Annotated in this window: 13 protein-coding genes; 8 read left to right on the top strand and 5 right to left on the bottom strand. The window is 51.8% G+C overall.

All coding sequences use genetic code 11. The features are described 5' to 3' along the window. Window positions 1-58: 58 nt before the first annotated feature. Complete coding sequence (locus tag M0651_RS06400) at window positions 59-2,572, bottom strand: FAD-dependent oxidoreductase (protein ID WP_248551011.1); 2,514 nt, start codon at window positions 2,570-2,572, stop codon at window positions 59-61. Window positions 2,573-2,575: 3 nt separating this feature from the next. After that, entirely contained in the window at window positions 2,576-2,863 is a 288-nt protein-coding gene (locus M0651_RS06395; RefSeq protein WP_248551010.1) for an ArsR/SmtB family transcription factor, read from the bottom strand. A 452-nt stretch (window positions 2,864-3,315) separates the two neighbouring features. Between M0651_RS06395 and M0651_RS06390 the strand changes: the two genes are divergently transcribed. Then, window positions 3,316-3,960, top strand: a complete 645-nt coding sequence (locus M0651_RS06390; RefSeq protein WP_248551009.1) for a hypothetical protein — start codon at window positions 3,316-3,318, stop codon at window positions 3,958-3,960. A gap of 16 nt (window positions 3,961-3,976) precedes the next feature. Here M0651_RS06390 and M0651_RS06385 read toward each other — a convergent pair whose 3' ends face one another. After that, a complete protein-coding gene (locus tag M0651_RS06385) occupies window positions 3,977-4,747 on the bottom strand; it encodes a hypothetical protein (RefSeq protein WP_248551008.1) in 771 nt (256 codons plus the stop codon). 252 nt (window positions 4,748-4,999) lie between these two features. Here M0651_RS06385 and thyA point away from each other — a divergent pair, with 252 nt between their 5' ends. The 4 genes from thyA (at window position 5,000) to M0651_RS06365 (ending at window position 10,316) form a co-directional block, all read left to right on the top strand. Further along, window positions 5,000-5,794 carry a thymidylate synthase gene (gene thyA, locus M0651_RS06380; RefSeq protein WP_248551007.1) on the top strand — a complete coding sequence of 265 codons (795 nt, stop codon included), beginning with the start codon at window positions 5,000-5,002 and terminating at the stop codon, window positions 5,792-5,794. Window positions 5,795-5,825: 31 nt separating this feature from the next. Next, entirely contained in the window at window positions 5,826-6,311 is a 486-nt protein-coding gene (locus tag M0651_RS06375; protein ID WP_372490896.1) for a dihydrofolate reductase, read from the top strand. 101 nt (window positions 6,312-6,412) lie between these two features. Beyond that, window positions 6,413-7,900 carry a glutamate synthase subunit beta gene (locus tag M0651_RS06370; RefSeq protein ID WP_248551005.1) on the top strand — a complete coding sequence of 496 codons (1,488 nt, stop codon included), beginning with the start codon at window positions 6,413-6,415 and terminating at the stop codon, window positions 7,898-7,900. Window positions 7,901-8,033: 133 nt separating this feature from the next. Further along, window positions 8,034-10,316: a type IA DNA topoisomerase gene (locus M0651_RS06365; RefSeq protein ID WP_248551004.1), complete on the top strand. Its 2,283-nt coding sequence runs from the start codon at window positions 8,034-8,036 to the stop codon at window positions 10,314-10,316. Window positions 10,317-10,339: 23 nt separating this feature from the next. Here M0651_RS06365 and M0651_RS06360 read toward each other — a convergent pair whose 3' ends face one another. Continuing rightward, on the bottom strand, window positions 10,340-11,107 hold the full coding sequence (locus M0651_RS06360; RefSeq protein WP_248551003.1) for an HAD family hydrolase: 768 nt from the start codon (window positions 11,105-11,107) through the stop codon (window positions 10,340-10,342). Between the two features lie 101 nt (window positions 11,108-11,208). After that, window positions 11,209-12,126, bottom strand: coding sequence for a helix-turn-helix domain-containing protein (locus M0651_RS06355; protein ID WP_248551002.1), 918 nt, complete (start codon window positions 12,124-12,126; stop codon window positions 11,209-11,211). 166 nt (window positions 12,127-12,292) lie between these two features. On the opposite strand from M0651_RS06355, the gene M0651_RS06350 reads away from it, so the two are divergent. The 3 genes from M0651_RS06350 (at window position 12,293) to M0651_RS06340 (ending at window position 15,588) form a co-directional block, all read left to right on the top strand. Further along, entirely contained in the window at window positions 12,293-13,492 is a 1,200-nt protein-coding gene (locus M0651_RS06350; protein ID WP_248551001.1) for an MFS transporter, read from the top strand. Between the two features lie 90 nt (window positions 13,493-13,582). Next, window positions 13,583-14,317 (top strand): phosphonate ABC transporter ATP-binding protein, encoded by a 735-nt coding sequence (locus M0651_RS06345; RefSeq protein WP_248551000.1) that lies wholly within the window; start codon window positions 13,583-13,585, stop codon window positions 14,315-14,317. 14 nt (window positions 14,318-14,331) lie between these two features. Continuing rightward, window positions 14,332-15,588: a hypothetical protein gene (locus M0651_RS06340; RefSeq protein ID WP_248550999.1), complete on the top strand. Its 1,257-nt coding sequence runs from the start codon at window positions 14,332-14,334 to the stop codon at window positions 15,586-15,588.

The raw sequence follows: 15,588 nt of genomic DNA, 5'->3' as shown, positions 1-15,588 counted from the left end.
TGAAGTTTGGATTGAAAAAGGGTTCTCGGTCACATGGACCTAGAACCCTTGCTGCCTCTTATATGAATAGATTAATCCCCGATTGGTCGGCCTTGCCCAAGTAATAACCGACTCCGCCGATTTTAACCCCGTCGATCAACTCTTCCTGGCGAATGCCCATCAGATCCATCGACATTTGGCAGGCGACGATTTCGACGCCTTGATGAATCGCGCTGGTCATCAGTTCTTCTAGGGAAGAGACATTGTTACTTATCATCACACCGCGGATCATCTTAGCCCCCATTCCCAGCATATTCATGCGGGAGAGAGACAGCTTGCGGGTGCCACGCGGCATCATCGCGCCAAACATGCGGCCGATAAAGGTCTTGGCGACGAGAACCTTCTCTGATTTGCGGAGAATATTGAGCCCCCAGAAGGTGAAAAATAACGTCACTTTCTTGCCGCTGGCCGCGGCGCCATTCGCAATAATGAATGAGGCAATCGCCTTATCCAAGTCACCGCTGAATACAATCATCGTAGAGCCCTCCGGCGTAGCTGCCGGTTGAACCGAAGAGTCGCTAAGCCGGTTCGGGTCTTCTTTGCAAATATAAGCTTCGATGATCCCGTTCGCGTTCTTGGCAACCTGGATCATGCGGTGTTTGGACATGGTCGCCCAGGCTTGCACATCCTCATAGAAGCCAGGGTCTGAGGCGGTCACGTGCAGGATTTGTCCGGCTTCCAAACGGTCCATGGCCTGTTTGACCTGAATTAACGGACCGGGGCAACACAATCCGCAGGCATCGAGCTTCGCATCGGCACGCATTTTGGAATCGCTAGACGCTATCCCATTCGAGTTTGTTTGAGTTGTTGCCGAAGCTACCGAAGCTGCGGCGATTTCTGCTTTCACTACACGATCAACGGGACAATCTGTTGAAACAGACCGGCCAGGCTGGTAATTAGCCATTTGATAGAGCTTATAACCGCCGGTTAGATTGCGGACCTTGTAGCCTTTTTGCTGCAAAATTCGCGAAGCGGTATAACCGCGTAACCCGACTTGACAGTAAACCCAAATCTCCTTGTCGCGGTCTAGTTCATCCAGGCGATCACGCAACTCGTCAACCGGGATCAGCAGGGAGTCAGGGATATGACCGTTCGCATGTTCCATCTCAGAACGGACATCAACGAGCAGGGTGGTTTGTTCGTCCCGGGTTGCCAAATCCTGCGGGACAAACACGCGAACACGTCCGCTTAGTACGTTCTCCGCTGTATAGGCAGCCATGTTGACCGGATCCTTCGCCGAAGAGTAAGGTGGGGCATAAGCCAGCTCCAGCTCCGTCAAATCGGTTACCGTACCCCGGAATCGAATGACTGTGGCAATATCGTCGATCCGTTTATCTACCCCGTCATATCCGACAGCCTGCGCACCAAGCACGGTTCCATCGGGCTTAAACAACAGCTTGATCGAGAGCGGAGTGGCGCCGGGATAGTAGGAAGCATGAGAATTGGGATGAACCACGGTGACATGATGAGGGATACCTAACCGCTGGAGTGTTCTCTCATTGTTCCCGGTGGCGGCTCCGGTAAGTCCAAACACTTTGATAATGGACGTCCCTTGTGAACCTTTATAGGTGGTCCCAAGACCACAGACGTTATCCGCTGCGATTCGACCCTGCTTATTGGCAGGTCCGGCCAGGGGGATGGCGGTTTTGGAATCATTGACGAAATCAACGACTTCAACCGCATCCCCAACGGCATAAATATCCGGAATGCTAGTTTCCAGTTTGTCGCTTACGATAATATGACCTCGCGGCCCCAGTTCCATGCCGGTCTCTCTCAGAAAAGCCGTATCCGGCGTAACCCCAATCGCCAGGATGACGATATCGGCAGCTAATTCAAGCTCGTCTGACGTATGCGCTTGAATCTGGTTCCCTTGTTCCGTAAAGGAAGTTACGGTCTGCGACATGAGCAATTGAACGCCATGATCCTCCAGTTCCTTGGCAAGGACTCCAGACATCTCGGCGTCAAATGGCGCTAGAATTTGCGGACCGCCTTCGATCAACGTGACCTCAAGCCCGATTTCTCGCAGATTCTCCGCCATTTCCACACCGATAAATCCACCGCCAATGACAATGGCGGAAGAAGCCTGTTCCTCTACAACCCGGCGCTTGATGCGGTCGGTATCTGGGATATTCCGCAGCGTATGGATCCGGCTGCTTTCGATCCCTGGGAGATTCGGTCGGATGGGTCTTGCGCCAGGCGACAAAATCACGGCGTCATAGCTTTCCCGGTATTCCCCGCGTTCTTTGCTTCGAACAAGCACGGATTTACTCGCCGGGTCGATCCCAATTACTTCACTTTCGGTGCGGACATCGATGTTAAACCGGCGATGCATCGCTTCCGGTGTTTGAACTAGCAGCTTTGATCGATCCTTAATCGAATCACCGATATAGTAAGGGAGCCCACAGTTGGCAAAAGAAATGTACGGGTCCCGTTCGAACATGACGATATGGGCTTCTTCATCCAAACGACGAAGTCTGGCGGCCGCAGAGGCACCGCCGGCAACACCGCCGACAATTAATACTTTTTTGCTCATCGTTTATTGTTCCTCCTCGAACAGATGGCGAACCAGTTTAATGACTTTTTCATTCGCCAACTGATAATTGACTTCCAGTCCGCTGCGTTCGGATTCGACGATTCCTAGACTGCGCAGCTTTTGCAGGTGCTGGGATACGGTCGATTGCGGCAGCTCCAAGCATTCTTGCATGTAGGTCACATTGCATTGCTTCTTGTCCAGCAAGCCGCGGACGATGCATAATCGTACCGGATGTGCCAGAGCTTTCAACATTTCTGCAGCATCTTGATAAGCTTTGAAGTTGTTATCCATGAAAGTTCACCTCGGTTTCCTGATAATCATTATATCCTAATATTACGATATAGCAATATAATTTGCGAAAATGTCTGTTTCCAATCTTTACAATTCAATGCGTCATACACAATAATCAGACTAATAGTCAAAAGGCGGGGAGGTTTATCGTTGTGCTAAAAACAAGCATATTTCTGCTTATGATCCTTACATTATCCGGTTGTTTTCAAACGGAAGATCAAGAAAGTCCGCTCGAAAGGGAGGCCCCTGTTCAGCAGGACTCCGGAACCAACGCCAATGGAGAGGGTAATGGGAAAAAGTTTGAAGAACCAACAGGATCTGAAGAATCGATAGAGCCGGCAGGGGAGGTCGATGTAAAACGACTTGGCCAAGTATTTGGCTTTGCCGACGAGAATGGAAAGCGGCTGTTGGTTAATGGATCCGAGGATATATCAAAGGAAGCATTATCCGGGATGACTCAGGCCATTGGCGAGCAGGGGAATTTGATTTCCGTTGTTTATGAAGGCTGGCAGGAGGGGGATGATACGAACAATGGACGGGACACGTCTCCTAATTTCTCGCATTTGCCGGGACATATTTATGCCGTTACCGAAGGCAGCGCACAGCCAAATACCACCTATTACCTCTTTCAGAGGAAGCAGATTCCGCTGGATTCCTTGCTTCCGATCACAACCGATGGCCAGGTGGTAACGGATTCCGATCTAGGTGAGCAAATCGAGAACGAGAAGGGCCGAACCCTTCAACAACTATGGAGATTAGCAGATCTAGGCGGGGAAGCTAAGCTTTATTTGGCTTTATTTCGTCCAGACGGCCCCGATTACCTGTTTTGTATGATTCTAAGACAGGGCGAAAGTTTGGCCGTCCTGGACTTTCCTGCAACAACGAAGGACGCATACAGTGTCTGGCGCGTGGATGATCTAGGGGAGATCGCTCCCCATCACTTTACTTATCTGTTTGCGGCCAGAACCTCTGAGCCAGGAGTTCTCGTCGGTATGGAGTGGCATGGGGCCGAAGGGATGAACTCGCTCCTCCTTCATGGTACGGAGGATCGTTTGACCCAGCTCGAGACCCGGTACGGCCGCTACACGTCTCCATGATCAGCTCCAAAATGGTTTAAGGAAGTTTGGCGGCGGCTTGAGTGATGTTTTGAGCAATTTTCCGCTCCCATTCGTACACTTTCGTTAAAGATGCGTGAATGGCTTTGGTTTGATCATAGACCGTCTTTAGCTCCAGGGCAGCAACGATAGCGTCGCCACGCTTCACGCTGGCTTTGTATCGTTTATCCGCCGCCGAAAGGTGTTTTCGCGCGGCGGCGACGGATTTGTTTTCGGCGGTGATCTGCTTTTTTAACGTCTGCACCGGAGCCAACGCGTCCTTGACGACTTTCGTTTTTGCGGCCTTGGATTTCTTCGCGGCTGCGAGCGCCTCCTTCTTGGCTTTTATTTCCGCCGAAGCCGCTGTGGCTACCGGCTTCAATTGGTTGCGTTTCAATTCCAGCAGATCCGCCGATTTCTTATCCTTTCGTTTCTTGGCTGCCGTCACCTGTTTGCTTAATGATGTGTATTGCTCTAATAAAGGAGCATGCTTCCGCTGCAGCGCCTCGGTCTCCTGGCTCAGACGAGCAACGGCCGCTTGATCGATCGTTTTGATCTTCGCGTTTAACGCGGACAAGGCGTCGTTATTCTTCTTGCGCAGTGCTGAGATTTCAAGACTTTCCTGTTTCACCAGCGTTTGAACGGCGGTTAGCCCGTCATACACCGCATCGATCCCGTCTAAGGCCGCATCCCATGAGCTACTTGCAACCACCGGACGATGTCCACCTAGCATCATTGAAAGTACGATTACCGCAAGTAATGTCATTTTCACCGGTTGTCTCCAATTCACGAACCATCAGCTCCCAACAGAATTTATTTTCCAGTCCTAACGACAACGCAAAAAAAGCACCTCCAAGACAGGCATTAACGCCTACCTTGCGAGGTGCTTCACTCGCGTTGATCTATTAGGATATGGTTCTATTACTATAACCTTCAAAACTGAGGATGTCAAGGTACAATGCGAACAAGTATTCTTGTCACGAAGTCGTTGAAGTCTGCTATAATAGGATGGATTATAGACCAACGTGACGGGGTGTAGATGATGAGAAATTATTTAAACTTACTGGAGGATGTTCTAAAGAACGGGACGCCGAAAGAGGACCGAACCGGCGTCGGGACACGCTCTGTATTTGGTCGCCAGCTTCGTTTCGATTTAAGCGAGGGCTTCCCCTTGGTGACGACTAAGCGGATCCATTTGAAATCGGTGATCCATGAGCTGCTGTGGTTTTTGCGCGGCGATACGAATATAGCTTATCTAAAGGAGCATGGCGTTCGCATCTGGGACGAGTGGGCAGACGAGAACGGCGAACTTGGGCCCGTATATGGCTCGCAATGGCGCTCCTGGGAAGCGCCGGACGGTCGGAAGATTGATCAAATCGCCGCTGTCGTAGAAGCGATCAAGAAGAATCCCGATTCGCGCCGCCATCTGGTCAGCGCCTGGAATGTGGCCGAGGTAGATCAAATGAAGCTGCCGCCATGCCATTTTGTCTTTCAATTTTATGTGGCGAACGGCAAGCTGTCCTGCATGCTGACGATGCGTTCGGTGGATACGTTCCTGGGTCTGCCGTTTAACATTGCCAGTTACGCGTTGCTCACCCATATGATCGCCCAACAATGTGATCTAGAGGTTGGCGAGTTTATTTGGTCCGGCGGGGATGTGCATATTTACAACAATCACGTGGAGCAGGTGCAAACCCAATTGGAGCGCGAGCCTTATCCGTTGCCGAAGCTGGTGATCAAACGTAAACCGGACTCGATTTTTGACTACGTGTATGAGGATTTCGAGTTTGTAGATTATCAGTTCCATCCCACTATTAAAGCGACGGTGGCTGTTTAATATCTTCAAATTAGGAGGGGATCACATGGGGATGATTACGCTCATTTGGGCGATGTCCAGAAATGGGACCATAGGTCGGAACAATCAACTTCCTTGGAGGTTGCCGGCCGATCTGAAGTTTTTTAAGGCCCAGACAACGGGAAAAACCATCGTTATGGGCCGTAAAACATGGGAATCTATGGGCAGTAAGCCGTTACCGAATCGGCATAGCGTCGTCATTACGGCGGATGCCTCTTACATCGCGGAGGGAGCGGACGTCGTCCATTCGGTGGAAGAAGCGTTGACCTATGCGGAGCGTGGCGAACTGGTGATTATCGGCGGTGCGGGCGTGTTCCAACACTTCTTGCCGCTGGCGGATCGGCTGCTGGTGACCCGGATCGAGGAAGACATCGAAGGCGATGTATTTTTTCCTCACTTTTCATGGGAAGATTTCAAATTAGTCCATGAGGAACCAGGAGTGCGAGACGAGAAGAACCCCTATGATTATCGTTTTCTGACTTACGAACGCCGCAAATGATGTGATGATCAGTACAAATTATCATATCAATAATCCATTAATAACCGTTCCCCCGAATGCTAACATCAAGATACACTGATGACGGATGGGGGAACTTTTTGATGTCTACACCAACAGGATTTATGGAGTTCAAACGCGAGCTTCCCGGAGACCGTAGCCCGTCCGAACGGGTAAAGGACTGGGAAGAATTTCATAAGCATATGGCGGAAGAAGAACTGCGCACCCAGGGCGCACGCTGCATGGATTGCGGTACGCCGTATTGCCATACGGGAATCGAAATGATCGGTGGAACCTCCGGGTGTCCGGTGCACAACCTGATTCCGGAATGGAACAACCTGGTCTATAGAAACCTGTGGAGGGAAGCATTGGACCGCTTGCACAAAACGAACAATTTCCCGGAATTTACGGGCCGGGTCTGTCCTGCGCCTTGTGAAGGCTCCTGTACGGTGGGGCTGATCGGGCAACCGGTGACTATCAAGACGATTGAGCAGGCGATTATCGATAAAGGATTCGAAGAAGGTTGGGTCGTACCGGAACCTCCGGAGAAGCGGACAGGCCGTAAAGTGGCGGTTGTTGGCTCCGGACCCGCGGGTCTTGCCTGTGCGGCTCAATTAAATAAAGCAGGCCATGAGGTGACTGTTTACGAGCGTTCGGATCGGATCGGGGGCCTCCTGATGTATGGGATTCCAACGATGAAGCTGGACAAAGCGGTTGTACAACGTCGTGTTGATCTACTGGCGGCGGAAGGTGTTCAATTTGTCACCAAGACGGAGATCGGTAAGGACATCAAAGCACAGCAACTCGTCGACGAATTCGACGCGGTGGTTCTGTGCGGCGGTGCGACAAAACCTCGTGAATTTAGTATCGAAGGCAGCAACCTGAACGGGGTCCATTATGCCATGCCGTTCTTGAATGGTACGATCAAGAGTTATCTGGACTCCGGTTTAACCGACGAGCAATATTTGTCGGCGGAAGGGAAAGACGTGATTGTCATCGGCGGCGGCGACACCGGTTCTGACTGTGTGGCAACAGCACTGCGCCATGGTTGCCGCAGTATCACACAGTTTGGCACTCACGCCAAAGCGCCATTGGAGCGTGATTCGATCAGCAATCCTTGGCCGCAGTTCCCGAACGTGTACACGCTCGACTATGCCCAAGCAGAAGCCAAAGCGTTGTTCGGCGATGATCCGCGTGAATTCTCGATCATGACAACACGTTTCGTCGGAGACGAGAACGGCAACTTGAAAGAGCTTCACACGGTACAAATTCAACGGACTGTTGATGAGAGCGGCCGCAAAATCTATCAGCCGATCCCGGGTACGGAACGCGTTTTTCCCGCACAAATGGCGTTGATCGCCATCGGATTCGATGGACCGGAATCTACTTTGGCAGATGAATTGGGTCTGGATAAAGACCGCCGCACCAATGTGAAGGCGAAATACGGCCAGTTCAAGACAAACGTGGATAAAGTGTTTGCTGCCGGTGACATGCGCCGCGGCCAAAGCTTAGTTGTATGGGCAATCAACGAAGGCCGAGAAGCGGCCCGTGAAGTGGATAAATACCTGATGGGATCGACGGTGCTGGTGTAACGCCTCTACTCGTCTGAAGATTTTTACAGGACGATCCTGGGTCCATATGCTATAATAGGTACTAGCTTACTAGAGCTGCGCGGAGCGCGGCTCTTTTTTAGATGGAGAGACAGAGGAAGAGGGGCGCTTAAGCATGAAAACGCTCGTAATTGCCGAAAAACCGGATATGGGACGGACCATCGCTGCAGTCATTGAGCCGAAGGCAAAGAACAACCGGTCCTATCTGGAGGGAGAGCGCTACATCATCACTTGGGCGATAGGTCATTTGTTGGGTTTGGCCGAGCCGGACGCCTATGACGATAGATTCAAACGTTGGAATTTCGGCGATCTGCCGATCCTGCCGGATCAGTTCAAGATCGTGCCGAACCCGCGAACGAAAGATCAATTGAAGACGATAGGCGAGCTGGCCAAACGCTGTGACGCGATCGTGAACGCCTGCGATGCTGCGCGCGAAGGGCAGTATATTTTTGCGCTGATCCAGCAACAGTTAATGTTAACGCAACCCGTGAAACGGTTGTGGATCTCCGACTTGACGAGCGAAAGCATTGCCAAAGGGTTTGCCGAGCTGCATGACGCGTCTGAGTTCGAGAATCTGACGATGGCTGCAAGGGCGCGGAGCGAAGCGGATTGGCTGATCGGGATGAACGCTACGCGGGCGTTTACGACCAAACATCGGGAGTTGTTATCGGTTGGCCGAGTGCAAACCCCGGTGCTGGCGCTGATTTACGACCGTCAGAAGGAAATTGAGAACTTCGACTCGCTGACCTACTACGAGATCAAAGCTGAATTTGAACAGGTCGCACGCAAGTACACGGGAAGCTGGCAAGGCGATCGGCTGACGGACGGGGAGAAGGCGGCGGCCATCGCCGAGAAGGTTCGCGGCAAGGAAGGACGAATCACGGAATACGAAGTCAAAGAGACGAAGGAGTACCCGTACAAGCTGTACGATCTGACCTTATTGCAGCGAGAGGCCAATGCGAAATTCGGCTATTCCGCCAAAAAGACGTTGGACATCGCTCAAGCGCTCTATGAACGTCATAAGGTGATCTCCTATCCACGGACAAGCTCCAACTATGTGACCGAACAGAATATCGACGGGATGCACAAAGTGCTTCACATGCTGAAGTCTTCGAGCTACAAGGAACTGGCTGAAGGCGGCCGGCCCAATCTGGTGCATGTCGGCAACAAGGCGGTATGTAATCCAACGCGGGTTGAGGATCACCATGCGATCCTGCCGACGTTACGGCGACCAGGCACCTTAAGTAAGGAAGAACAGAACGTCTACGATCTTGTCATTCGGCGGTTCTTATCGCATTTCTATCCGGCAGCCGAATATAAGCAGCATACGGTGCTGACTGAAGTGGAAAGCGAAACGTTCAAGACGAATGTCAAAGAGCTGCTGTCCCTTGGTTGGAAGGTGTGTTTACCAGGGGATGACGGGGCGAAATCCGGGAGCGGACGCGGGAAGAAGAGGGACGAGGAAGAGGAGTCCGAGGATCTGGTCAGCGAACCGTTCCAGATCGACAAGGACCGTCCGGTGCAATGTACAGGCGCAGAAGCGAAGGAGAAAGCCACGCAGCCACCGAAGCATTTCACAGAGGGGACGCTGCTGAAAGCGATGGAAAGCGCCGGGAAGCAACTCGAGAACGAAGAGTTACGCGATGCGATGAAGGATGCCGGTCTTGGTACTCCGGCTACGCGGGCGGCGACAATTGAACGGCTGAAGAATGTGGGATACATTACGATGCAGGGCAAGAAGATCACCGTCACGCAAAAAGGTCGTACAGCGGTGGAGTTGATCCGGCGCGCGGGCGTTGAACTGTTGACCTCGCCGGAGATGACCGGTCAATGGGAGCGGAGATTATATCAGATTTCCAAGGGTGAAGCAGCCCGGGAGAAGTTTATGGATAACGTACGCCGGTTCACGATTTCGATCATTGAGAAGGTGCGTACGCAGCAAAAGGCGGACGCCTCCATGTTTGGCACGGAGGAGGCGGACAAAGGCGGTCGACGCGGAGGAAGTCGGAGCAGCAGCGGCAGCGGAAAATCCGGCCGCACGGCTACCGGTGCTACCGCTGCCGAAAAGGGCGAACGCCGTACTGCCACGGCTAAGCCGCCCGCAGGCAGTATGCAGCCACTTGCGCCTTGTCCGCGCGAAGGCTGCGGCGGACAGTTGATCGAAGGCCGTAAAGGTTACGGCTGCACGCACTATAAACAAGGCTGCGGTTTTGTGATTTGGAAAGAGTTTGAAGGCAAGAAGATTTCGCCGGCTATGTTGAACGCTCTGCTGGCAAAAGGTCAAACTCAGCTGTTGTCGTTCAAACGTGAGGATAGTGAGATAAAAGCGCGCATCTCTCTGGCTGACCGGACGACAGGCAAACTGGAACTGTTGGAGACGGAGCCTTCCCGAACCTGATATGAAAACACAAAAACGGACCTTTATAAGGTCCGTTTTTGTCGTTCGGTTTGATGAATATGATTATAGATCACCCTCGGGACTTCTTCGAGCGAAGTGACCGTATGCATCTCCGCATCCCCGTCGTGCTGGAGTTCTACAATGTTGTACAGCCACTCATTGGGGATTTTAATATATACTGCTTTGATTCCAGCGGAAATGGCAGGCATGACATCGGTACGCAAGCTGTTGCCGATCATCCAGGTACGGGATCGGTCAAACTGTCTTGCGTGCAAGATCTCTTCCAGTGCCTCGGCATTTTTGTGCTGGCGGATATAAATCCGGTCCTGAAAATAATCGGCCAACCGCATCTGCTCAATCTTCCGCTGTTGGATCACAGTTTCGCCGCCGGTGTACAAATGGAGCTCATGGCCTTGGCTGCGCAAGAGATTTAGCGTTTCGACCATCCCGGGATAAGGTTCGATTGGCAGCTCATATACGCTAAGTCCGAGTTTCATTAACCGGTCTTCCTCTTCAGGGAGCCCCTTGCGTCCCGTCAGCCGGATGTAATACCGGTACGTATCGACCAGTGACTCGGGAAAATGCGAGCTGGCAAACCCAATCTGATGGACACCGGCGACGTCGATTTCCGTTTGTTTCTCTCGGATTTCCGCAGTCGAGATGCCGTACATTTTGAACCAATCCGTTAGCAGGTCGGCAAATTGATCCAGAATCAAATCGAAATATTTATTGCAATGAACCAATGTATCGTCCAAGTCAAAAATGACTTGTTGAAGCAGGGTCTTATTCATTGAACGGGTCACTCCTTTATCCAAGAAACGCTTGTCTCTACATCTAACTCTATCCTAACACAAGCGAAAGCGTCCCGCCAAAGGACCATTGGCAACCTTGGCTATAAACGAATATAGGATTCCAGGAACATCTGCAGCTCCGCCGCGCCGTCCGGTCGGATGCTGAATTTCTCCGTGTCCTGAGCCAGTAGGTGGATACGCAGTAAGCCGGCAACTCGAAGCCGCATCAAGTCGTGCATCAACTGTTCCTTGGGCTCGCCAAGATCTGTCAGCATTTCCTGCATGGACTTCGGCTCGTCGGCGACGTAGCGGAGGAGGCGCAAACGCTGCGGTTTGGCAAGCGCGCGGGTTAGACGTTTTAACACCATCGGCGGTTCATCTGCGTCAAGTTCCGGGATATCCAAGGGATACTGGATAAATAGCACATTTTCGTAGAAGACATATGTATTGATCGGCCGAAAATGAATCGAAGGGGTCAGCACAACCTGAGTGATCGGTTTCAGAGGTTCCAGCACCAAGCCACCGGAGGCGTATTCGATCAGTGCGTCGGTATCCATCTTCTGCAGCAACGTGTGCTTCTCGGCTGCATCTTCCTCCAGCAGCGGGAGAAATTGGTTTTCATTTGGGCCGAAATAAAGGCGCTGCCAACAGTTCAACAATGGAATGTAGTTGCTGCGAATCCGTTCTATAGTATCATTATTCACAGCGGGAATGTAGGATTTGGTGCGGTGGTAAAGAGTGTCGACGGGGAGTTCCGCCAACTCGTTCAGAAACTTGGACACCTCGCCAGCTCCGTCTCGCTCCAACGCCCAAACATACAACACATCGTAGTCGGTGAACGGGAACTTTGCCGCTTCAGCGAACTGCCGGCGTTCTTCCGGCGTGAGGCGGGCGTCGATTTCGGCGATCCATTCCGGACCTACGTCCAAATTGTTCACCCATTTTTGCGTTGTATATATCATAAAGCTGCTGATCAGTTCGTAGACCAAGGAATGGTCCACTTTCACATCATAGGCCATGACAGAACAAACCTCCCAAAGATCTTAGCATTCAGATTCATTATGGCTTGTTAGGGAGGGGATTGTCCACTATAATGTTTAAGGATTATCGGGAAAAGATCATTTTGAGAAAAGTCGTCAGCGTTTTGACGATTTTTTCTTTGTTTTTAACAAAGGAGTGCTTCATTTGAATCTATTGACATCAAGAACCCATCGTTTATTTACGCCAACGTTTATCCTGATTGCTGTCATCGTGATCGCCGGTCTCAGTCAAGGGCTGCTGCTGCCGGTGTTGTCCATATTTATGGAAGAAAGGGGGATTTCCTCCTCCGTCAATGGGCTGCATGCAGCCGCATTATATGTTGGATCCTTCGCCATGTCTCTGGTTGCCGAAAAGCTGCTTCGCCGCACCGGGTTCAAGCCCCTGTTGCTGGGAGGTATCGTTCTCGTTATGCTCGCTCTGCCGGTATTTCCGCTCGTATCGGATTTGCGGCTTTGGTTTATCTTGCGATTGCTGGTTGGGATCGGAGACAGCGCCATTCATTTTACTTCGCAATTATGGATTATTTTAGTGTCGCCACCGGATAAAAGAGGCCGGAACATCTCGTTATACGGGATGTCCTACGGACTTGGCTTCAGCATCGGACCGCTGGGCATCCGGCTCCTGGAATTCGGGCATGCCGTGCCGTTTGTCATATTAGCACTCTTGTTTCTGGCCATCGTTCTTCTTGCGGCAGTTTATTTGCCAAACCGCGCGCCGGAACCGGTTCGTCAGGAGGAGCCTGGTGCTCCGCGCAAAATCCCGCATATTTATCGTTTGGCCTGGTTTGCCTTGCTACCTTCGCTGCTCTACGGTTATATGGAAGCTTCTATGAATAGTAACTTCCCCATTTACGGCTTGCGATCGGGTCTTAGCGCCGCGGATATCGCTGCGCTACTGCCGTTCTTCGGGATCGGCGGGCTGATTCTCCAGCTCCCGCTAGGCATGCTCAGCGACCGATACGGCCGCAAGAAAGTCCTGATGGCCGCCGGGATGACCGGCGGGCTGCTGTTCTTGGCCGTGCCGCTGGCCGGCAACCATTTCATGGCGTTATTGCTCTTGTTTATGGGGGCCGGCGGCCTGGTTGGTTCGTTCTTCTCGCTAGGACTGGCGTACGCCGCAGATTTGCTTCCGCGTCATTTGCTGCCGGTGGCCAATGTCATTGCATCTTTCCACTTCAACTTTGGGAGTATCGTTGGCCCGAATCTCGGCGGAGCAGCGATGCAGCTGGGCGCAGCCCCGCTGTTGTTCCTTCTCCTGGGCTTGGCATATCTGCTGTTTTCCGCGTCCGGGTTCGCGTTTAAGTCGGAACTTGGCAAAAAAAGCGCAAATATGAACAGGCTGTAATGGATTTTCGCCGGTTTTTCCAATACACTAAAAGGTAAAGGAAATCGCATGACTGACAAAGTGCGTCTTACGTAGAAGGAGAAATCGGATATGATTAGAGTCAACCACTTATTAAAATCAGTGGATGGGAATAAGAAGAAGGTGCTCCGCGATATTACTGTCCAGTTTGGCGCAGGAGAAATGATCGGTGTGGTCGGGGCGAGCGGCAGTGGCAAAAGCACGCTTCTTCGCTGCTTAGCGCTGCGTGAACGTTGGAACCGTGGAGATTATATGTGGAATGGGGACAAGGTAATCGAAGGCGGCGGAAGCGGCTCACAGAAATATCGTTCCCGGTGTGCGTATCTTGAACAGAACCCGTCAATGTATCCCGAAAAAACCGCGCTGAAGAATGTCTTGATCGGACAAGCGGGGCAAACTCCGCTGTTGCGCCGCCTGACCGGAATGGTGCGGTCGGATGATTACATGGGAGCGATGGACGAGCTGGAGAAATACGGTCTGCTGGACAAAGCTCATGTCAAGGCCGGCAAACTCAGCGGCGGCGAACGCCAGCGCGTGGCGATCTGCCGGGCTCTGGTCCACGGAGCGAGCTTCCTTGCTGCGGACGAACCGGTGATCGGTCTTGATCCCAAGTCGGCGGAACGGGTATTGGAGACCCTGAAAGAGCTCTGCACACAGCAGGACAAAATCGTGATTGCGGCGTTGCCGCTGGAATATGCGGAGCGTTACTGCACGCGTATCTGGGGTCTTCTTGAGGGGGAACTTAAGCTTGACGTATCCGGTCGTCGCTTGACGCCGGAAGATAAACGCCTGATTGATCTGGCATGAAACGAGTGATGAGAATGTTCACCAAAAGGAGGATAACCGCTTGGGCAGGAGCTTGCTTGCTTCTGATCCTGAGCGGCTGCAGTTTTATAAGCGATCCGAAATCGCTAATGCAAACCCCGCAGCTCTCCACGGATCGCGCGTCGCTGATCAGCGTCATTAAGGCGGAGCTGAAGGGCGGAGAAATCGTCTCGCCGCGTGATGTGCGCAACATCAGCTCCATCCGGACGCCCGACCTGAATAACGACGGGATTAAAGAGGCGGTGGTGTTTTATGAAACACCGGATGAAGCGGTGCGGATTCACGGGATGATCTTGGAGCATCAGGGGAACTCCTGGGCGCTGAAAGTACGATTCGACGGCGAAGGCCAAGTGCTCGAAACGTTTGATCTGCTCGACTTGAACGGCGATGGTAATCTGGAGATCATCGCTGGCTTCTCCAGCGGTTCCGAGGAACTTCAAAAAGGGTTAACCGTATATACTTACGATGGAACTGAAGTCGAGAAGGCGATCGCACTCCCGTATCATTATTTTATGGTAGACGATTTGAACAAGGACGAGATTCCGGACATTACGGTCGTGAATTTAAAACGCGAGCAATATGCGACGGTAACGACTTACCAATATGACGGATCTTTTAAGGAATTGAGCCATCTGGAACTCGACGATCCCATCAGCGAGTACTATAATGCGGTCAGCGGGAATATCACACGTAACCTAAAAGGGATTATTCTGGATGCTACAGTTGGAACCCACTCCGCTTTCTCGACGGTTATCGTCATGAAGGAAGGGCAGCTCATCAATCTGCTGCCTTCGCAGGATATGACGTTAAAGGGGTATCCCATCCTTAGCGGGGATGTCAATAACGACGGCCTGCTGGAGATCGGCATGCTTGAGAAGCCGAAGGGCTGGGAATATATTTCATTCGATGAAATTCCTTGGCTGTTTTCGTATTATCAATGGGAAGAGAAAGATGGGCTCAAGTTCGTGATGCAGCAGTACATGGATATGGCCGGACGTTTCTACTTCAATTTCCCGAAAGAATGGCAAGGGAACGTGACGATTGATACGAAATCGGACAAAAACGAGCACTTGATTTTCGTCAAAACCGACACGAACGAACCGGTGGCAGAGATCCGCTTCTTTACGCTGTCGGAATGGGAACGGAATAAAGCGGATTGGGATCTGCTTGCGCGGGATGCCGATAAGGTGATCGGGTTCCTCAGCCATACGGATTTGAAGGTTAATAAAGGCGAGACGGAAATCAAGCGTTAA

Source organism: Paenibacillus mellifer (genome assembly GCF_023195895.1).
Taxonomy (GTDB): domain Bacteria; phylum Bacillota; class Bacilli; order Paenibacillales; family Paenibacillaceae; genus Fontibacillus; species Fontibacillus mellifer.
The sequence above is the reverse complement of the archived record's forward strand: the minus strand, read 5'-3'. Positions and strand labels throughout refer to the sequence as shown.